The sequence below is a fragment of the Gammaproteobacteria bacterium genome (genome assembly GCA_014075255.1).
In the GTDB taxonomy this organism is placed as follows: domain Bacteria; phylum Pseudomonadota; class Gammaproteobacteria; order UBA4575; family UBA4575; genus JABDMD01.
Genome location: CP046178.1, coordinates 2,095,210 through 2,115,754, shown reverse-complemented (window position 1 = coordinate 2,115,754; position 20,545 = coordinate 2,095,210). Strand labels below are relative to the sequence as shown.

General features: G+C 41.4%; 22 protein-coding genes. 10 read left to right on the top strand and 12 right to left on the bottom strand.

Annotated features, from left to right (window positions below; translation table 11 throughout):
- Both GKR92_10745 and GKR92_10740 read right to left on the bottom strand, forming a co-directional pair.
- Nucleotides 1-801: an undecaprenyl-diphosphate phosphatase gene (locus GKR92_10745; GenBank protein ID QMU62146.1), complete on the bottom strand. Its 801-nt coding sequence runs from the start codon at nt 799-801 to the stop codon at nt 1-3.
- 31 nt (nt 802-832) lie between these two features.
- Entirely contained in the window at nt 833-2,020 is a 1,188-nt protein-coding gene (locus GKR92_10740; protein QMU62145.1) for an SAM-dependent methyltransferase, read from the bottom strand.
- A gap of 75 nt (nt 2,021-2,095) precedes the next feature.
- Here GKR92_10740 and GKR92_10735 point away from each other — a divergent pair, with 75 nt between their 5' ends.
- Nucleotides 2,096-2,833, top strand: a complete 738-nt coding sequence (locus GKR92_10735) for a pteridine reductase (GenBank protein QMU62144.1) — start codon at nt 2,096-2,098, stop codon at nt 2,831-2,833.
- A 63-nt stretch (nt 2,834-2,896) separates the two neighbouring features.
- On the opposite strand, the gene GKR92_10730 is transcribed toward GKR92_10735, so the two are convergent.
- From GKR92_10730 to folB, 6 genes are all read right to left on the bottom strand, one after another.
- Nucleotides 2,897-5,620 (bottom strand): AMP-binding protein, encoded by a 2,724-nt coding sequence (locus GKR92_10730; GenBank protein QMU62143.1) that lies wholly within the window; start codon nt 5,618-5,620, stop codon nt 2,897-2,899.
- Nucleotides 5,620-6,384 carry a methyltransferase domain-containing protein gene (locus tag GKR92_10725; protein QMU62783.1) on the bottom strand — a complete coding sequence of 255 codons (765 nt, stop codon included), beginning with the start codon at nt 6,382-6,384 and terminating at the stop codon, nt 5,620-5,622. Before GKR92_10725 ends, GKR92_10730 begins: the two co-directional genes overlap by 1 nt.
- Nucleotides 6,344-7,141 (bottom strand): DUF3050 domain-containing protein, encoded by a 798-nt coding sequence (locus GKR92_10720; GenBank protein QMU62142.1) that lies wholly within the window; start codon nt 7,139-7,141, stop codon nt 6,344-6,346. The genes GKR92_10725 and GKR92_10720 overlap by 41 nt, the downstream gene beginning before the upstream one ends.
- A gap of 255 nt (nt 7,142-7,396) precedes the next feature.
- Entirely contained in the window at nt 7,397-8,092 is a 696-nt protein-coding gene (locus tag GKR92_10715) for a hypothetical protein (protein QMU62141.1), read from the bottom strand.
- A gap of 141 nt (nt 8,093-8,233) precedes the next feature.
- Nucleotides 8,234-8,719 carry a 2-amino-4-hydroxy-6-hydroxymethyldihydropteridine diphosphokinase gene (gene folK, locus GKR92_10710; GenBank protein ID QMU62140.1) on the bottom strand — a complete coding sequence of 162 codons (486 nt, stop codon included), beginning with the start codon at nt 8,717-8,719 and terminating at the stop codon, nt 8,234-8,236.
- Nucleotides 8,719-9,078 carry a dihydroneopterin aldolase gene (gene folB / locus GKR92_10705; protein ID QMU62139.1) on the bottom strand — a complete coding sequence of 120 codons (360 nt, stop codon included), beginning with the start codon at nt 9,076-9,078 and terminating at the stop codon, nt 8,719-8,721. Before folB ends, folK begins: the two co-directional genes overlap by 1 nt.
- A 154-nt stretch (nt 9,079-9,232) precedes the next feature.
- Here folB and rpmB point away from each other — a divergent pair, with 154 nt between their 5' ends.
- Together rpmB and rpmG are read left to right on the top strand one after the other, a co-directional pair.
- A complete protein-coding gene (gene rpmB, locus GKR92_10700; protein ID QMU62138.1) occupies nt 9,233-9,469 on the top strand; it encodes a 50S ribosomal protein L28 in 237 nt (78 codons plus the stop codon).
- A 4-nt stretch (nt 9,470-9,473) separates the two neighbouring features.
- Nucleotides 9,474-9,641 (top strand): 50S ribosomal protein L33, encoded by a 168-nt coding sequence (gene rpmG, locus GKR92_10695; GenBank protein QMU62137.1) that lies wholly within the window; start codon nt 9,474-9,476, stop codon nt 9,639-9,641.
- Nucleotides 9,642-9,844: 203 nt separating this feature from the next.
- On the opposite strand, the gene GKR92_10690 is transcribed toward rpmG, so the two are convergent.
- Nucleotides 9,845-11,023: an acyl-CoA desaturase gene (locus GKR92_10690; GenBank protein QMU62136.1), complete on the bottom strand. Its 1,179-nt coding sequence runs from the start codon at nt 11,021-11,023 to the stop codon at nt 9,845-9,847.
- A 360-nt stretch (nt 11,024-11,383) separates the two neighbouring features.
- On the opposite strand from GKR92_10690, the gene GKR92_10685 reads away from it, so the two are divergent.
- The 7 genes from GKR92_10685 to GKR92_10655 all read left to right on the top strand — a co-directional run bounded on the left by GKR92_10685 (nt 11,384) and on the right by GKR92_10655 (nt 17,637).
- Nucleotides 11,384-12,340: an ATP-binding cassette domain-containing protein gene (locus GKR92_10685; protein ID QMU62135.1), complete on the top strand. Its 957-nt coding sequence runs from the start codon at nt 11,384-11,386 to the stop codon at nt 12,338-12,340.
- 2 nt (nt 12,341-12,342) lie between these two features.
- A complete protein-coding gene (locus GKR92_10680) occupies nt 12,343-13,098 on the top strand; it encodes an ABC transporter permease (GenBank protein ID QMU62134.1) in 756 nt (251 codons plus the stop codon).
- The gene (locus tag GKR92_10675) at nt 13,079-14,452 is read left to right on the top strand and encodes a hypothetical protein (protein ID QMU62133.1); all 1,374 of its coding nucleotides are present in this window, start codon (nt 13,079-13,081) and stop codon (nt 14,450-14,452) included. Before GKR92_10680 ends, GKR92_10675 begins: the two co-directional genes overlap by 20 nt.
- A gap of 127 nt (nt 14,453-14,579) precedes the next feature.
- Nucleotides 14,580-15,587, top strand: coding sequence for a hypothetical protein (locus tag GKR92_10670; GenBank protein QMU62132.1), 1,008 nt, complete (start codon nt 14,580-14,582; stop codon nt 15,585-15,587).
- 5 nt (nt 15,588-15,592) lie between these two features.
- Nucleotides 15,593-16,405 (top strand): bifunctional DNA-formamidopyrimidine glycosylase/DNA-(apurinic or apyrimidinic site) lyase, encoded by an 813-nt coding sequence (mutM, locus tag GKR92_10665; protein QMU62131.1) that lies wholly within the window; start codon nt 15,593-15,595, stop codon nt 16,403-16,405.
- A 20-nt stretch (nt 16,406-16,425) separates the two neighbouring features.
- Nucleotides 16,426-17,310: an alpha/beta fold hydrolase gene (locus GKR92_10660; protein ID QMU62130.1), complete on the top strand. Its 885-nt coding sequence runs from the start codon at nt 16,426-16,428 to the stop codon at nt 17,308-17,310.
- A gap of 159 nt (nt 17,311-17,469) precedes the next feature.
- Entirely contained in the window at nt 17,470-17,637 is a 168-nt protein-coding gene (locus GKR92_10655; GenBank protein QMU62129.1) for a hypothetical protein, read from the top strand.
- Between the two features lie 17 nt (nt 17,638-17,654).
- On the opposite strand, the gene GKR92_10650 is transcribed toward GKR92_10655, so the two are convergent.
- The 3 genes from GKR92_10650 to coaD form a co-directional block, all read right to left on the bottom strand.
- A complete protein-coding gene (locus tag GKR92_10650) occupies nt 17,655-18,239 on the bottom strand; it encodes a hypothetical protein (GenBank protein ID QMU62128.1) in 585 nt (194 codons plus the stop codon).
- 63 nt (nt 18,240-18,302) lie between these two features.
- Nucleotides 18,303-20,012 (bottom strand): gamma-glutamyltransferase, encoded by a 1,710-nt coding sequence (ggt, locus tag GKR92_10645; GenBank protein QMU62782.1) that lies wholly within the window; start codon nt 20,010-20,012, stop codon nt 18,303-18,305.
- A gap of 39 nt (nt 20,013-20,051) precedes the next feature.
- Nucleotides 20,052-20,537, bottom strand: coding sequence for a pantetheine-phosphate adenylyltransferase (coaD, locus tag GKR92_10640; GenBank protein QMU62127.1), 486 nt, complete (start codon nt 20,535-20,537; stop codon nt 20,052-20,054).
- Between the last annotated feature and the right edge of the window lie 8 nt (nt 20,538-20,545).

Below are 20,545 nucleotides of genomic sequence, written 5' to 3'. Positions count from 1 at the left end.
TTATAGATAAAAGAACAGTAACAAACCGCCGAGTGCTACTCGATAAATCACAAACGGCAACATCCCTATTTGGCTAACGAATTTTATAAACCAGTGAATACATAAGAAAGCCACAATAGCTGAACAAACGACCACCCCCAGAGTAAGTCCCCAATTAATTACTACATCGTGCTGCAAACTCCTATAGCCGCCATATAAAGAAGCAGCCAGTATCGTCGGGATAGCTAATAAGAAAGAAAAGCGCGCTGCTTCAACGCGGGTTAGCCCCAACCACATTCCTGCAGTCATCGTAACCCCGGAACGTGAAGCACCGGGTATTAACGCAAAAACCTGAGCTATACCCACCAGCAAGGCATCACGCATTGTTAGATCGTAGTTATGGCGTGTTTGCTTGCCGCTTTTATCCGCATGCCAAAGCAACAAGCCAAATACAATAGAAGCAACGCCAATCACCACTGCGTTGCGCATATGCGGGATTAAATAAGCTTGCACCAGTAGTGCGACGATAAAAATAGGTAACGTTGCCCACAGCACTAGCCAGGCTAAACGCGCATCTTCATTACTAGAATTATTTGTGCTAAAAGATTGCAACCACCCTTTACTCAATTTATTTAAATCGTGGCGGAAATAAAATAGAACAGCAAATAAACTCCCGAGATGCGCAGCAATATCCATCACCAAACCTTGGTCTTGCCACTCCATAACAACAGGCAACAATACCAAGTGCGCAGAGCTAGATATAGGCAGAAACTCAGTTAACCCCTGAACTAGTGCGAGCAAAAAGGCCTGTAGTGTCCCCATATCTTTCTATTCTATAATTTAGTATTTAAATTTAAAGTCTTGTGCGCATATCTCGCATAGTGAATCGATCTGCACCGTAATCTATGCCTTTACCCAACACCATTACTTGAAAACGTTCGCTAATTGCAGACCCTAGTGTAAGTTGTTTAAGTTGTGCAATCTGTGCAATACGTTCCACCTCAGTGTCTGCAGAAGGTTGCCAGTCCAATAAATTATTCGCCAACATAAAGTTGCGTTGAGAGCTAAAGGACAACACTCCCATACTAATATAAGAAGCCATCCTTGCTACTGCGGAAAAGTCTACGTCGGCAGTTATATCTTGAAGTCCTGGATTGATGAAGACATCTTCTGATACTTGATGTTTAAAATAACTACGGAGTGTGCCCATATGGCGCTGTGGGTGATAATACTCATGACGTGGGTAACCATAATCAATTAAAAACATTACACATTGTTCACAGCTACTTGCCCAAGATGAAAGCGTAGGCTCAACTTGTAGATTAATTTCGCTTTGGTAACCCTCGGCAAGCGGTTCATCCAACATTACGGTAATAAAGTCTATTGCAGCATCCAGTTTTTCGGTTGGCTCTTTAAGCATCCAAACTAATTCATTTTCTTGGCTAATAGTTACGCATCTCTCGTATATTTTTTGCGGCCCTACTTCAATGCAATTAACCGGTAATGCGTCTAACACTTCATTGGCAATAATAATTACGGTTTCAATATTGTGTGACAAGTCTGTTAACCACTCTACCTGTTCAACATACTCAGGTAGCTCTTGCGTTAGCAGTTCGCGCTGCTTAGCTCTTAAAGCTTCACTAGGCTCATAAATATAATAGCGACCAGGCAACATTCCCCATATTTTTAAATATTCCAGTAGATCGCATGCAAATTTACCGCTACCCGCACCTATCTCTAAAACACACCGTTGCACATCATCTCGTATTAATTTAGCGCAAGCATGGGCTAAACAGAATGCCAAATGCACTGAGGTTTCTGGCACCGTCGTAAAATCACCATCTTTACCAAAGATTTCATCTTGCTGGCAGTAGTACCCCACCTCAGAGTCATGCAGTGCTAACTGCATGTATTCATCGAACCCTATTTCACCTTTTTCACTAATGACAGCTTGAATACGTGTCATACAGCGCTGTGTAACAAGCTGCTGATCTGCAGTGAGCATATTAGATTTCGGACCTGAATGTAGTGAACTAGACATTGCGTTAATGGTAAAACAGATATGATAAAGTTTATGTACTAATTGTTAGCAATACATACTGGTACGAAAAATAAGATGAGCAAACCTAAAGTAGTCATGATTACGGGTGCCGCACGACGTGTAGGCGCAGAATTGGTTCGACACTTACATCAAGCGGGCATGAATATCGTTCTACATTATCGCAGCTCTGGCGAGGAAGCTACCATTCTTGCGAGTAGTCTGAATTCTCAACGTGCAGACTCGGTAAAACTACTCAAAGGCGACTTAAAAGATTATCAACAAATCCCTAAGTTAGTAAAACAAGGCATCGCATTATTTGGTCGCATTGATGCACTCATTAACAATGCCTCATCGTTTTACCCTACAGACTTAAAAGACGTCACTGAAGAAATCTGGGAAGACCTTGTTGGCGTAAATCTAAAGGCTCCCTTGTATTTAACCCAGACACTTGCAACAGAATTAAAGAAAAACGAAGGCTGCATTATTAATATAGTCGACATACATGGAGATCGGCCTTTAAAAGATTATTCCGTGTATAGCATCGCAAAAGCTGGATTAATTATGTTCACCAAATCCATGGCTCGCGAACTCGCACCTGAGATTCGTGTAAACGGCATCGCACCTGGTGCCATCATGTGGCCAGAAGAAGAACACTACGAAGGTATGCACCAAGAAATTATCTCGCGAACGGCATTAAAACGCGAAGGCTGCCCTCACGACATTGCTGAAACTGCATTGTTTTTAATCGACCATGCAAATTATATCACCGGACAAATCATTGCAGTGGATGGCGGACGAACTCTTAGCAATTAATATTCCTGCTTTCGAGCAATAGTGATTATTTTTTCTCTTTGACTTTCGGTCTGATTATGCGGGCTAGCTATAAGGCCGCATAATGTGTGCAGGGAAGTTTATGATAACATTTGCCCGTTGGCTGGCGATATGTTCATCTTTCATCTCAGCAAAAATAGTACGCGCCAGATATGGGGCTAACTCGCCACGCTCTACCAACCGCTGAAGAATAAGGTGCCCTACACTTCCATTGGTAAATTCAACGGCAACCGAGCTACCACCACAGAGCATTGCCATGATCTTCGCGTAGTGGCGGTCACGTGTGTCGTCAATAGCGTAGCTCATTAACACACGTGAACAGTGTCTTTTGCGCATAGCTCGCCAGGTTGTATATATTCTCTCTAAAAATTTTATAGGATGGCTTTTTGTGTGGAAGCGCCCACCTACGCTTACAGCCATTTCTGCACCCAAATAATAGCCTGCGATAACCGCTGTATAGCCACCTGCACTACAACCCAAAGTGCGGACGCGGCGGTAATTTCTGATCAACTTTAAATTGGCGATCCATTCAATTACTTCCGTTAAGTTGTTGCCTAATGGAGGAACTCCAAGCTGATAGCCTTGGTTTAATGGCTCTGCAATAACCAGTAGGTCGTAATGTGCAGAATTTGTATGCTGCATCAATACAACGTTGGGCATCATCAGACAGCGGCCACCCGCGTCAGAGAAACAGACTAAAAGTGTCTTGTCTGCAGGTGCTCCCGGACCAACAAAATGGGTAACAGTAGGGGCAACTCTGTATGAGACAAAGGGCTCTGGTTCTTGTTTCCCACTATCTAGCATCATGCCTTTCAATCTTTGCAACCAATGTTTTAAAGCCGTATGGAATTTTTCGGCAGCATTCACTGAAATAAGCTGGTGAGCACGATTCCCTTCATGCAAAATTTCTACCTCTATCGGTGTTAGCCGGTATTCCAACGTCGTAAGTGCTTTATGCAATTGAGCAACGGTGTCGCAATAGCTAAAGATTCGCTGAAAAAACTGTATAACATAATGCTGGGTATTCGTTTGGACTGCGGTACTTATTGGGTTGCTAATTTGAGGGCAGCTGTCTTGCTTATGCTCTTCTTGTAATTGCGTAGATAAAACACGAGCTACAAGGTCGCCAAGATAGCGAAATTGAACAAACTCTTGTGGTGTAATGATGGTGTGATAATCCACCTCTAACGCAACTAACAAATCCATTCGTGCTAGCGAGTCCATCTTGCTTTTTTTCAATCTAATATCAGTCTCACCCTTAACAAAGGCGGCTACCAATGATGGCTTTAAATGATCTGTTGCATACGCTCCTAACGCTTCAACAATATACTTGCGAATATGATCGCTCTTTTTAGACAATCTCATTGCTTCTTGACGAGAAATTTTGCCAGAAGCATTTCTTGGAATTTCGTCAACGATTATGAATTGGCGTGGGCTGCGAATACCAACTCGTTCCTTAACGAATTTTTTCAATGAGGAAAGATCCGATTTCATATTCTTAGCAAAAACCACCAGAGCCACTGGAATATTGCCATGTAATGATGATGTTTTGGGCAGTACGGCGGCATCGGTGATACCCGGGTATTGGCAAATTTGTGATTCGATATCCTGGGGGTAAATATTCATGCTGTTGAATACAAACATATCGTCGGCTCGACCACATAGATAAATTCGCTGTTGCTTATCGAGATAACCGATGTCGCCCGTATAGAACCAACCATCTTCAAGCCGAGCAGTAGTCAGATCAGATTTGTCTAAATATTCACGAAACATACCGGCACAACGAACCGCTAATTCCCCATGCTCGCCTCTGCCAAGAGTTTTCCTGTCTGGAGTAACCGTGCGTATTTCAATCCCAGGTAACGGTTGGCCAACACTCTCACCCGCATCCAAATCATTTGGATCTGTAAATGCGATTGCTCCGGTTTCAGTAGTACCGTAACCCGCATGTAGATTCTGTGTGATCTTGTTTTGCAGTTTCTGCCTAAGAGAAACGTGGGCATGCGAGCCACCAAGCTTTAAGCGGATATTGGATAGCTCACTGATATTAGGTATCGCTAATAGCTCCTGAGCCTGAAACGCTGACACATGCAAAACGTTAACGTTTAGAAACTGGCACTGAGCAACTAGCGAATCTCGATCAGAATCAAGAAAAACGTTTGTTGCTCCCACGGCTATGCAGTATAAGCGATGACGTTTAGCGAAGTTATGTTCCATTGATGCCAAGCAAGCAAATCGTTCTTGTTCGGAACCTATGTGGCGATGGGCTTGTGCTACGAGATCTCTGTCATGATGAACAACCAACTTGGGATCACCGGTTGTGCCTGAAGTAGAAAAAAGTAGACAAGTCGTTGGTACATCCATTGGAGTTGGTCTAACGTTACTATCTAGTGTCATCGGATCTACAGCAATATTCTCATCAACAACATCTGTAGCACCGCAACGGTTACTGATGGCATTTTGCATATCATCCATTTCGTGTGAAGGGATTGTGCATGATGTTGAACCAATATAAGTAGCTGCTAGGCACAATACTAAATGTTGTACGTCATTAGCGCATTTGATCCCAATAACAGAATCACTCGAAATGCCAGCGTCGTAGAACTTTTGTACCTGCGCGTGCACAAGTTGGGTTAGTTGAGCATAAGATAGCTTTAATGTCGGTGTAACAACCGCGTCGTGGGTAGAGTTAGTTGCTGCGTGGTAAAAGAGACGTTCGATTAACGAGTAGGATGTTGAGACTGTATCGCTAGAATGGGTAGCGGACATCACTTGGTGACTTTAAACAATACGTGCAAGGGTTCGTTTAGCAGCGGCGAGAAAAATTCCTTGTCTATCGCGACCAACTCGGGCGTAACTGTTAACTCTTTTACCTCAGGCATGACACAAAAGCCCGCCTGGTGTAAGGCATCAAAATAATTGCTAAACGTTTTGTGCACACACTGTACATGCAAAGGCTCGCCATCACGCTTCCAAATTTCTCCCTCAAACTGCTGGTTAACATCGGCAAAATAGTTCTTTCCGGTGGAGGCAAAGTAAAAAGGTGCTGTTTGTTTGGTACGTATAAATGGAAAGAAAGGATGAGGCACGCTAAAAATAAATTGCCCCTGCGGCTGTAAAGCCTTATGCACCATGGAAAACACACGCTGCATTTCTTCTACACGCAAGTAGTTAAACAAGAATACTGCAATGCAAAGATCGAATTGTCTATCAGGTGTAAACTCCACCACATTGCAGGCGCGGTACTCAATCCCGTACTGATCTTTCGCCTCCTGCATCTGAGCGGCTTCAATCATTTGTAATGACAAATCCACGCCCAAGTAATCGCCTGCGCCCTGACGCTTCAACTCACGCGCGCAATACCCTTCACCGCAGCCTATATCAAGAACCGAGCGAGCATTTAGATCACCACAAGCTTCAAATACTAGAGGGCGTGCAGTAAAATCAGACAACGAGCTCGGCGCTAAGCGCAACCACTTATTGGCATTGTCGTTATAGACTTGTTTGGTATCCAATTTCAGATAACTTCTCAGTACTACGGGAGGCAGAGGCAGGGAAACTTTGAGCACGTTCTAGCATTTTATCCCAAAACACAGTCCGCATGTTGACGGCCATGTTCACGCCATATTCAATTTGTTCGCATGCATTTTGGTCTTTTGCTAAATCTTCGGCAACCAATAGCATCTGGGCAGCATGCTCTTCATCACATTCACTGTGCAAATCAAAAAATACGCGTTGCGTCATTGTCAGATTGCTATGGGCTTTAAGTCCTTCAAGAATCTGATTATAAATATGGGAAACGATAAGTTCAGTGCCAATACCTATGGCGCCTATACCGATACACTCGTTCATTTCACAAAGCTGTAAAAACTGTTGGCTCCACTGCAGGCCGGCTTGGCGATCAGATGCAGTCTTGCAGTATTCGTCATCAACCCCAAGGGCTTTTTGAAAGCGGCGAAATAAATGCGTGTGTGATTGATTTTCTACACTAGCCAATACATCAAATGGTAGTTCAACATCGTGGATGTTGCCATTCTCTTCGGCTAAATTAGCCTGAAGTATTTGCTTGTGCTTGGTGTTGCTAAAGTTCTCAATTACTGCCGATAAATAAATAACAAACTGAGCGCTATATATACCGTATTGGAATGCAAAATCCTTAAATGCGAAGTTAATATTGGGGAAGTCACCCTTACGTATCGCTTGTAAATACGGGTGGTTTATCGCAGTAGAATCCAATACTTCATTACTAACACGCTTGATGAAAGCTGCACCTATGCTACATCTATCCATAAATTTCTCGTCACGCGTTCCCCAGTCATCTCATATTGTGTGCTTAATGCAGACAGATTTGCAACTTGCTCAAGGCAATACCAATAACTATTCTTTTCAACTTAAATGTTAGCTTTATGTCGGTAGAAATTTGCTATAGATATTCAAATATCAAATCCGGCACCCATCTTCCTTTTTCTTTTTTGAGGTTGTCCCACTTAACTGGCTAATTAGATTAATAGTTTGGGTGCGAGATAAAACAGCTATAGAGCTTATCTATTTTTTTAGTTGAATTCGTCTAACACCAGTGTTTGTGATGAGATAATCTACTGAAAAATAGAAAAATATTAAAAGACCAATTAATTCGCAACTTTCTTCTGCAGTTATTATTAAGTCATACACAATATCATGCTGCCCAGTTTTACCTTCTAGATACCAGCCACCCATACCTTCCAGCACTAGAACGCCAAAAATATATATCGTTGCACTTACCAGAAAACCGCTTCTCGTTAATCTAGGAAGCTTAATCAGCCATGGAGTAAAAATAATCCCAATAATCAATGTAAACACGCCATAAGGAATTATCCATGCAAAATAAAAAAAACCAGATGTAGAAAGAGCTATATGTACTGGTTCATTGATAATTTTATGAAGTGATGCAAATTCATCAAGTGCAAATAATGCAAACAATAAACAAAGTATCAACCAATAGCCTCGGCCATTAGTTCTGTTAAATCCGATAGCCATGCAAATAACGGATATCTGCAAAAATAAAAAAACGGAAAAGAGAGTGGGCACATTGCTCTCAAAATCAAGAAGAAAAAGTGATACCAGGCCCTTAGCAGACGCATAACCAAGACCATGCTTTACAAAAAGTGCCAAAACATGGAAAAACAAAACTAATGCGAATATAGCTATATATAATTTAATTACTGATTTTAAAGAAATATTAATTTCAATTGTATCTGACATAATAATAATTATTTACACTCATACTTTTATATAATTTACGATATTATTGTTTTGAACTCAGGCCCCAAATAACTTATAGCTTATTGTTAATAATCAATGTGATGATGCTACTGATATTCCACTTTAGGCTGTAAGTCGTAATTAAAAGCCATAATCCACAATTTCCATCTCGCCTTTTTCTTCATATTTACCCCAAAGTTTATTGATAGTTTTTTCTTCTTCAGGGTGCTCAACATCTCCAGCTAATTCAGTTAACGGTTTTAACACAAAGTTGTAGCGCATAATGTCTGGGTGTGGAAGATTTATGCCATCCATTTGCATGACTAAATCGCCATACAATAATTGATCTAGATCCAAAGTACGCGACTCAAACTTTTCTTTGCCGCGGGTACGGTCGTGATTTGCTTCGATCTTTTTTAGAACTTTACTAATCTCTAGTGGCGATTCATCTGTGTTAAAACCGACCACTAGATTATGAAAATCGTCACCCTCAAAGCCAACTGCTTTGGTCTCGTAGACATTGGATATATCCAAATCACCAAAATGGTCTTGCAAAACCTTCACAGATGAAGATATATTTTTTTCTTTATCGATGTTACTACCGATACTTACATATACACGTGCCATCAGTCAGTCTTCGCACCGCGTTCTATGGTGATGCCCACATCACGAGAGCCTCGGACCGCTCCTGGCTTGCTGATGGTGACCCTGGTCCAGGAGACATCGAATTCTTTAAGTAATATTTCGCTTACCTTCTCAATCAGAGTTTCAATCAGCTCATAGCGGCTATCTTCTACAAACTGGATGATTCGCTTGGATATGGCTTTGTAATCCAGTGTGTTCTCAATGGCGTCACTTGCTGCCGCCTTGGTGATATCCGTGGCCATCTCCAGGTCAATTCGCACCTTTTGTTTGATGCGCTTCTCCCATTCGAATATGCCAATAGTGGCGTTGATTTCTAAATCACGCAGAAAAATTGTGTCCATTGCTTAAATGTATCGCTTATTTAGTAGGTGTGGCAATTTAAGGCCTAAAAAGGGCTATATGTCTTGTCCATTGTTACTTAAAAGGGGGGCTCGCTTGTGCCGTTTTGGCGATTCTGTTATCTTCACGCGCCTTATTTGAAAGAATTTATTAATCATGTCTCGAGTTTGCCAGGTAACCGGAAAACGACCAGTCGCTGGTAATAACGTTTCCCACGCCCATAATAAAACACGTCGCCGCTTTATGCCTAATATTCAGTCTCACCGCTTTTGGGTGGAGAGTGAGAATAAGTGGGTAAAGCTTCGCGTATCAACTAAGGGTATGCGCATTATTGATAAGAAAGGCATTGATGAAGTGCTAACTGACGTCCGCAAACGCGGCATTAAGGTGTAACCCCATGGCTAAATCAGCTCGCGAAAAAATTAAATTGGTATCCAGCGCAGGTACGGGTCATTTCTACACCACCAGCAAAAACAAACGCACCATGACCGAAAAACTTGAGATGAAAAAATTTGATCCAGTTGTGCGTAAACATGTCATGTATAAAGAAGCGAAGATCAAATAGCAAAACCTGCATATTGTTCCAACTATAAAAATTCACTAAGGCGTTGTCGCACTTGCCTATGTGCTCATTGACTCACGTCTGATTAATTACGGTTAAACATACTAACTGATCCTGCGGTACTCCAACTCCTACCCATTGCGCCCGCTCGCTCTTCAAAAAGCACTCCGCCTCATATTTAAGCAATCTTCAAATTTCAAAGAAGTTTATACGGCTGGTTGCAATGCGTAACCACGCAGACTCTGCGCAAAATCCTCTAACACTTTAATCCCAGTTGCTTCAGCTTCTTTGCACCAATCTATAATCGCTTGGATCATACGCTCGTGACTTGCGTGAGTTTCGTTCCAAAGATCTTGTAGCTTACGACGCATTTCATACACCGTGTGCAATGCTTCACTATTTTGTAATAGTTCTTGTAAATGTTCACGATGTAAAGGTTTCATGCGACTATCTTCGCGCACTAATGCGGTACGCATTTGGCTAACAAGTGTTTTATAGCGTTCTTCAAAGTCAGGTAGCTCTGCATGGAAAGTAGGCAAGGTAACCTGGTGAGCGTATTCCGCCATAACATGTAATTTGCTAGTCACCATAGCTTTAGCGGTTTCTAAATCGATTATATCCTTGTTTAATAATCGCATTGGTTGCGGAGCTCGTCTGCGTACTTTCGCTAGCCCAAACAAACAAAGTAGCTGAATGTAAAGCCACCCGATATCAAGCTCCCACCATTTGCTGGAAAACTTTGCGGAACTTGGATAAGCATGATGATTATTATGCAGTTCTTCGCCACCAATTATAAAACCAAGAAAAATAATATTGGTTGAACCATCTTCAGTTTCAAAGTTTCTATAGCCCCAATAATGCCCAATACCATTAATGATCCCTGCAGCATTCAAGGGAATCCATATCATTTGCACAGCCCAAATTGTGACCCCTATAACGCCAAATAATAAAAAGTTAAGGATGAAACTCAATACAAGACCAATTGTGTTATATCGCGCATACAATTTGTGCTCAATCCAATCTTCAGGTGTTCCATGTCCGTACTTCTCTAGTGTTTCTAAATTTTTTGCTTCTTCTTGATACAGCTCTGCACCTTGCCAAAATACTTTAGCAATCCCTTTTGTGTGTGGACTATGCGGATCTGCTTCGGTTTCTGTTTTCGCATGATGCTTACGATGAATTGCAACCCATTCTTTAGTTATCATGCCAGTCGTCAGCCACAACCAAAAGCGGAAAAAATGTGCAACGATGGGATGCAGTTCTAAAGCACAATGTGCTTGGCAACGATGTAAGTATAGTGTGACTGCAGCAATGGTAATGTGGGTAAGTACGAGTGCGACTACGATATAGCCCCACCAAGGCAAAGAAACTAATCCATTCAACATACGTCAGATCCTAGTTAATTATTGTTATTATTTTATGAATAAGCACAGCATCCTTGCTATATAGATAATACGGCCAGTAAGCGATTAAGTGAAGAGCTATGTGATTACTGGTGCGCGCCAGTAGATATCTGACATGAGCTCATATTGGCCATCATATATCTAATCTGTAAGTTGCTGATTTAATGCAGACAATGAATTTTAGCGCGATAATAAAAAAACAAAACTTGTATAATTCAGTAATCATTCGATTAAATTATATGTAGAACACAACTGTATTTAATCAATACAAATTCAAAATTAGCGCTTTACCTCTACACTTAGAAACATGCATTACCAAATTATAGTGAAAAGAACCCTCCTATGACGCAAGATACATTGCTGTCTGTAAAAGGTTTATCCCGTAGTTTTGATGGCCAAAAAGCCGTCGAGGGTCTTAATTTCGAAATTCAGCGTGGCGAAGTGGTGGCTTTATTAGGTGCTAATGGTGCCGGAAAATCTACCACGCTTAACATAATCACTGGAAACCTAACTCCCGATTCTGGTGAAGTTCATATCTGTAGTAGCAACATCGCTACTCACCCAAAACCAGCAAAAAGTAACTTAGGCTACTTGCCAGACACTCCGCCTCTTTACCAAGAACTCACGGTTAAAGAATATTTGCAATTTGCTGCACGTATACATGCTGTGACTAAACAAACGATTTCTAAAAGTGTTAGTCATGCAATAGAAGTCTGCGGTTTAAACAACGTCGAAAAAAAACTTATTGCGAATTTATCAAAAGGTTTTAAACAGCGTGTTGGCATAGCGCAAGCCATTATTCACAACCCTGCATTAGTTATCTTAGATGAACCTACTGTTGGGCTTGATCCAGTACAGATGCAAGATATTCGCTCATTGCTAGGGGAACTTTCTAAAAATCATAGTGTACTGTTATCTACACACCTGTTAGCTGAAGCAGAATCAACTTGCAACCGCGTATTGATAATTGATCAAGGCTCTCTCTTACTAGATCAAACTCTAGAGGAGTTAAATCAAAGTTCTAGTAATCGTAAAGAAAGTAAACGCGTAAAACTTCGTTTCAATGGCAACCCTACAATTGATGAGCTCAAAGATATTCCTGGTTGTGAATCAGTAAGTTGTTCCCAGTTTGGAAAATATATTTGCCGTTATAGCGATATGCAGTTTATACAACATGTACAGGTGCGTGCGCTCGAAAATGATTGGCAGTTATATGAAATGGGCTCAATTGGCGGCTCTTTAGAAAAAGTGTTTCTAGATCTTGTGATGCGCGACTCTGCTACCTCTCCAGCGAGATAAACATGATCTGGTCTATTATACAAAATGAATTTAAGCGCGTGTGGTATACGCCGATTGCATGGGCTCTGTTTGCTGTTGCGTTATTTGTCTTAGGTTTATTGTTATTAATTTTACTGAATAATTTTTATAGCGAAGTACAATCTAAACTAGTGGGGTTAAAACAAGCCCCGGGCTTAACAGATTTAGTGATCGCACCTTATATGTTCTGGGTAGCAATTGTAGGAATTTTAGTTGTGCCGCTATTTGCTGTTCGCAGTTCTACCGAAGAACGCTACTTTGGAACTAATCTTTTATTAACCAGTGCGCCAGTCAGTGCAACTCAAATTGTTTTAGGAAAATACTTCGCCTTAGCTCTATTAGCTTTTATCTATACAATTATTTGTAGCTGCTTTGCGTTAATTCTTGGTTACTTCACCCCAATTGATTACGGCAAAGTGGCAGCAACTTGTTTAGCGGCATTTTTGTTTATTAGTTCATTTAATGCAGCTGCATTATTCATTGCTAACCTCACCCGTGTGCCGATTATCGCGACTGCCGCTATCATTGGCTTACTGTTAATCATGGTTATGCTCTATATGTCTGGCTCAGCCACCGCGAGTAGCAGCGAGCTATTCCTTTATCTATCCAACATCCCTCACTTGGCAGCCTTAATAACGGGCTCAATTGACACTACACACGTGGCTTATTTTATTTTGTTTGCGATCTTATTTTTAACACTTTGCATACGCAAACTAAAGCATGGCCATGATCACCAATAAGATAAAAAATCAAACTCGTAAATGGCTCGAACTTGCGCTATTGCTATTAATAATTGGCACCTGTGCTTGGTTGACGCAAAATTATCATCGCGTGTTTGACTGGACACGAGATAGTCGAAACAGCTTAAGCGAAACCAGTCGTGAGGTTTTACGGCAAGTAGATCAAACTTTATTGGTGACTGTACTAGCACGTAATGCGGCAAGTGAACGACAAGCTGTATTAAGACAAGTAAAAAAGTATTCGTCTATTAATCCTGATATTGACTTTAAATTTTTAGATCTCGATAAGGATGTCCTACTAGCTAAAGAATTGCATTTACAAAACCCTAATCAAATGCGTCTTGATTACAATAGTCGTTTTGAAATTGTAGATAAGATTACGGAGCGCGAAATCACCAATGCTTTGCAACGCTTAACACGACAAACTAGTCCATGGGTGGCTTTTTTAACTGGCCATGGAGAACGTGACCCATTTAATGAAGAAAACCAAGGCTATAGCACACTCAAGCAAACGCTTGAAACTAGTGGCGTACAAGTTCAAGATCTAAATTTATTAAAGACCACTGTTGTTCCAGACAATATTTCAGTATTAGTGATTGCAGCGCCACAATCAGCGCTTTTAGCAGGCGAAGAAAAATTAATTATAGAATTCATCGAAGCTGGCGGAAATTTATTATGGCTATCAGACCCTTGGCCATCAGACAGTGCAGAAAATAAACCCCTACCTATATTGGCAAAAAAGTTAGGTCTAAGTTGGATTAACGGCACGATTATCGATGCCAATCTAGAACTACGCAGCATGCTTGGCATTAAACACCCCGCGGTAGTACCAGTGGTTGAATATCAGCAACATGGCATCACCAGTAAATTAAAAAACCAAACGCTGTTTCCATTTGCAGCAGGTATTGCTATAGCAACTCCTGATAAATGGAAAGCTCAACCGTTATTTTACTCGTTACCCCGTGCGTGGTCTGAAGCCAGCGCACTAAGTGGTGAAAATATCGTATTTGATAGCGAAACCGGTGACACAGAAGGGCCGCTATTAATGGCCGCAAGCTTAATCAGGGTATTAGATAAAAACACAATGCAACGCGTGGTGCTGATGGGCGACAGTGATTTCGCCGCCAATGCTTACATTGGCCATGGCGCAAATCTAACACTGATAGTAAGTATATTGCAGTGGCTAGCACACGACGATCAACGCATCTCCCTATTGCCTTACCAAGCGCCTGATATATCGATTGAATTCAGCAAGCCCGCAATTGCAGCGCTAGCAGCTACCTATTTACTCATTGTGCCATTAGGTGTGCTGTTATTCGGAATATTTATTGGAATTCGACGACGTCGAGCTTAATAATTTTAGGCAGTATCTCCATCGACCTTATACTTACCATTAATTAGCTAATCGAATCGGCTGAACTAATCCTAAAATCAAATTTGCTTGCTAGCGAGACCTGGCTTGTCGCGTTACAGTTATCAATATGAATAATCCCAGTTCAAGTGATGCTGCCCCTCCACTCGACATCATCGTGTGCGAAGACGCAGCCACTTTACCCATACAGCAACCGTTATTAACGCACCTATACTTTGGTGACAGTGACAATGCAAACCATGATTACCTGTCCATCCAAACTGAACTAGAGCTACTCGGCTCAAATCTATTTGCGCAATATTGGTTCACCGACCAGCAAGTAGCTCAAGCACGCTATAAAAATATTCGCTATGCGCATACATCACAAATGATGTTTGGGCTGATTCAACTCCCCTGCTCAGCAGGCGAAGATGTTCAAAGCCTCACGCATAAAGCCTATTGCGAAATATATGAGTGTCTGCAAAGTTCTACATGCAACCACCTGTTGCGTACCTGGAATTTCTTTCCTCAGATCACTGATACGGACTCACAGCGAGCACCGCAAAACCGTTATGAAGTATTTTGTCATGGCAGATTGCAAGCTATGCAGGACAGTGGCATCAAAACACAAGTCTATCCAGCCGCCACGGTAATCGGCAGCCATGATAATAATTTGCAAATTTACTTTCTAGCTAGCGACACCCCTGGCACAGCAGTAGAAAATCCGCGCCAAACCAGTGCATACCACTATCCAGTGGATGACCATCATACACAGCCATTATTTTCGCGCGGACTTTTGAAAACTTGGGGGCAACGTACACATTTCTACGTCTCCGGCACTGCCAGCATAATAGGTCATGAAACCCTGCATATTGATGACGTTTGTGCACAACTAAACGAAAGTATCAACAACATAGAAACACTCGTCACACATGCTAATGATAAACATCAAACGCAGCTTAATGCACAAGACGATTTACTGTATATGAAAGTCTATATACGCAATCGCGAAGATGTTAAGCAAATCAATCAAGTATTAGCTGCAAGACTTTCCAATACTACACCGCGCGCATTATTACTAGGCGATATGTGTAGAGAGAATTTGTTAGTTGAGATTGAAGCTTTTTATCAGGCCTGATTTTAATGCCAGAGTTACCTGAGGTAGAAACAACTAAAAGAGGCATAACTCCGTATGTTAAAAAACAACAAGTTCAAAGTGTAGTAATACGTCAAGCTAGTCTGCGCTGGCCCGTAACACACAACCTCAAGCAAAAACTCAAGAATCAAACCATAAAAGATATTCAGCGACGCGCTAAATATTTATTATTCGAGACTCAGACTGGACACTTGATCATACATCTAGGCATGTCCGGTAGCTTACGCGTGGTTAGCCACCAAATTGAACCAAACAAACATGATCATATTGATATTGTGTTTAGTAACAAAACCCTGCGCTTTCATGATCCCAGACGTTTTGGCGCAGTGCTTTGGACCAGCCAAGACCCTTTACAGCATAAATTACTAAAATATCTTGGGCCTGAACCTTTAGGCGAAGAATTTACTGGAGAATATTTACATCATCTTGCGCAAGCCAAAAAAGTAAACGTTAAAACATTTATCATGAATAGCCGCATTGTGGTCGGTGTAGGTAATATTTATGCCAGCGAATCACTTTTTTTAAGCGGCATTCACCCGCAACGCGCAGCAGGACGAATTTCCTTGGCACGTTATGAAATACTTGCCAAAAATATCAAACAAGTGCTTGCCCACGCCATCAAGTTAGGTGGCACTACACTCCGCAACTTTGTACGTGAAGATGGCAAACCAGGTTACTTTGCAAATAAATTGAATGTTTACAACCAAACCGGAAAGCCCTGTCCGGTATGCAATAACCCAATAAAAGTTCGCACGATTAGCCAACGCAGTAGCTTCTTTTGTGTACAGTGTCAGCATTAAATATTTTTGCATGAACCTCAATGGAAGCTCTACTAAAAATAATTTTTACCAACTTCTTTAAAATTTTCTCCAAGATATCGCCCAAATATTCAGCAGAAATTGCCTGGTCTATATTTTGTAAGCCGCGAATTAAAAAAAAGCCTCTACGCGGCATAGAAAAAGAACTATTACAACAGGTTAAACAGTACTTTATTGATAGCGGCGAATATAAAATATCGGTATATGAGTGGAGAAATTCTAATAATACAAACAAGCCAAAAACAATATTACTCACTCACGGCTGGGGTGGGTATGCCTTAAATTATTCACACATCATACAAAAGCTACTGGAAGGCGGCCTGAACGTAATCGCCTATGATAGCCCTGCACACGGAAAATCTACTGGCAAAAAAACCAACTTGCTACACAACACCCAAGCTTTATTGGATGTAAGTCAATACGCAGAATCTGTAGACGCTTTAATCGGCCATTCTTTTGGCGCCATGGCCAATGCTTATGCACTTGAGTTGACAAAAGAAACTTCGCATCTATCAACTGTAGATAAAATAGTTTTAATTGCTGGACCGAATAAGCTTATAGATATATTTGCCTCTTTTGCGCAAGCTATGCAGTTACCAGATAACATCTTAGCTATTTTCCATCAAAAACTTGAAATAATTGCCAAACGCAAAATTGAACGTATGTCTGTCGTTGAGTTTTTACAACATTACACAGGCGAAACGTTGGTGGTTCACGACCATAAAGATCGTGTAGTACCTTTCTCAGAGGCCGAAACAGTAGCGAATGGATTTGCTACTGCCAAACTATTTGCTACTACAGGGTTAGGCCATTTTCGTATCTTGGCTGATAATAAAATAAGCGACAAAATTATTTATTTTTTACATGCTCCAACTATAAAGAATTAGTCGCCTAGTCCATTGAAATGCTTATTCCTACCGACTGTCAATTGAGTGGTCACTCGTGATTTAGATCACACCTTGCATCTATATCCAGTAGGAGCAAATGTGTGAATCAGTTCAATATGTGCAGCTGAACAACTTGTTTTAACTACTTGCACACCATCAATGGATTTATCAGACAAGGAACGCTATTCAATCAGTAAAGTGGGTGAAGACACTTTTGTGCTCACCGATGCTGATACTTTGCAGACCTGGCAAATTGAGGTCTTGCGTAATAGCTACACAGAAGAAAACAAAGAGCCTCCAGCCTCCTCTACCAGTCCTGAAAAGTAAAGCTACCAACAGTAACATTAGCTTGCAGTTATATTTTCGATTCTTGCGGCCACTTCTTGATAAGGCATATAGCCATTCACCAGCATGGCATAACGACCATCCTTCTCTGTCATCAAAGTAGGATAACTTTGCACCGCCAGTAGTCGGCTAAGACTAAAGTCTTGCTCAAGTTCAACAGCAATTTCCTTACTACTGAAATCATCAGCAAACAAATTGGCATCTACTGAAAAATTGTTTGTAACTTCTATTAGCACTTCTTCACTTGTGAGGTCTTTATTTTCAACATAGAAGGCATGTTGCAGTGCACGTAAGTATTCTAACTCTTGCTGTGGTCGCTGTTTATTAAAAGCTTTAATTGAACGGCATACTAAACGGGTGTTATAAATAAACTTAGCAGGCATAGCAAAACTAAAATCAAATGGTTGAGCCGTTGTTTTATTTACATTTTTCCACTGATCTAATACATAGTTTCGTAAAGCATCATCCATTGCTTGTGTGGTATCAATTCTAAAGGGAGTCAATACCAAACGAATACTGTATGTTGGGTATGCTGCCTTGAGTTGCTGAATCACAGGGGGAAACCCCCAACACCAAGAACACATTGGGCTTACGAAATATACTAACTGCACAATTTATCACTCATAGTGTAAGTAATTGCTAATCAATCAAGGGCCAACTTTCGCAAGCCCGATGCCACGTGGATCACTAGCTGCAGTAATTGTGTTGCTTTGTTGATTCCAAATAACAGCATGCATATTTCCATAATTACGTTCTAGATCTTTTACTGTATGACCCATTGACTCTAATAAGCTCTGGGTTTTAGAAGTTAATGCTCCTGTTTCAAACTGTATTTCATCTGGTAGATATTGGTGATGGAAGCGTGGCAACTTCACCATCTGCAAAGCACTAGCGCCCTCAGCAAAAGCCAAAGTCGACAACAACACCATACTAATAATACGACTGCCACCAGGTGTACCTAATATAGCCGTACGCTCGCCATCAAATAAAAACGTCGGCGACATACTAGATAACATGCGTTTGCCGGGATCAATCGAATTCGCCTCACTACCCACCAAACCCCATAAGTTTGCATGGCCAGGTTGAATAGCGAAATCATTCATTTCATTATTTAGCAACACTCCAGTTCCTTCAGCCACAAAGCCTGAACCAAAGTAGTAGTTAATAGATAGCGTTGCAGCGACCTGGTTACCCTGCTGATCTAAGATTGAAAAATGTGTAGTATTTTGTGCCTCTTCATTAAGTGGTAATGCATTGGCAATATCTTGCTGAATATAATGCTGACTAGGTGTTGCGTGTAGCATACTTAAATCAGCAATACTTTTTTCTGCATGCTCAGTTGACAATAATTCTTCTATTGCCACATCCACATAATCTGCATCACCAAGATATGCTGCGCGATCGTGATAGGCGCGACGCATAGCTTCAACAATTAGATGCTTGCGCTGCACTTCATTCATCGCTTGCAAATCAAAGTTCGATAACATATTCAAGATTTGCATCAACACTATGCCGCCTGAAGAAGGCAAAGCTGCACTGACTATTTCAATATTCTTATATTCTCCAATCACCGGTTGACGCTCAATAATCTTATAATCTACTAAATCTTGTAGCTGCCAAATACCGCCCGCTTGTTGCACACTCGTAACTAATTTATTAGCAACTTCCCCACGATAGAAACCATCCTCACCATATTGACTTATCTCTTCTAAAACTTGCGCGAGATCAGATTGTTGTAAAACATATCCTGGTTGTGGAGTCTCGCTATGTTGCAAAAATAATTCCTCTGTTTGAGGAAAACTTTTAAGACGATTGATTACGGCATTTGCACGTGAAATATAAAATTCGCTAACAACAAAACCATTACGTGCCAATTCAATTGCAGCATTTAATGAAGTTTTCAATGGCAGCCGACCATATTGTTCTGATAGGTGCGCCATTGCTGCTGGTGTGCCAGGTATACCAGCAGCCAATGGGCCATTAACTGACTGTTTTGTAGGCATACCCTTCTCATCAATGTACATATCTCGCGTCGCAGCTTGGGGCGCTACTTCACGACCATCAATCATAACGTCATGGTCTTCAGCTGCTACATGCAATAACCAAAAGCCGCCGCCGCCTAAACCAGAAGCATAGGGTTCTACTACTGCAAGTACGGCGGTAACCGCTACCGCAGCATCAAAAGCATTGCCCCCTTGTTGCAAGATCTCAATACCTGCCTGAGTCGCGAGAGGATGAGCGCTGGCAACCGCAAATTTTTCTTGGCTAGAGTTAAATGGCTGTGGTAATTCAGATTGTGTGTTACACGCATGCAACAAAACCAATATTGCTAACCACACAATGGAGAAGCAACGCATCAACGGCCTATGAATTACCATGCAAGTTAATCTGGCAAATTAACAAGAGGTTCTTGCTTTTAAAGCCTTTACAACCGCAGACGACACAAACTTAGAGACATCACCACCCAACCTGGCAATTTCGCGCACCAAACTTGATGAGATATAGGCATACTCTTCTGCTGGCGTTAAGAACATCGACTCGAGCTCGTGATCTAACTGTCGATTCATGCTCGCCAATTGAAATTCAAACTCAAAATCTGACACCGCTCGTAAACCACGCAAGATAACTTTAGCCTTTTGTTGGCGTGCAAATTCTACCAATAAACCATCAAAACCACGTACTTTTGCATTTGGATACTTTACGAGTGCTTGTTCAGCAAGCGCAACACGCTCATCGACAACGAAAAACGGCTCTTTATTCCCACCTGTTGTGGCAACACCAACCACGACTTCATCAAAAATTTCGCATGCTCGGCGTACTAAGTCTGTATGACCATTAGTGATGGGATCAAAAGTACCTGGGTAAACTGCGATTAGTGCCATGAACAAAT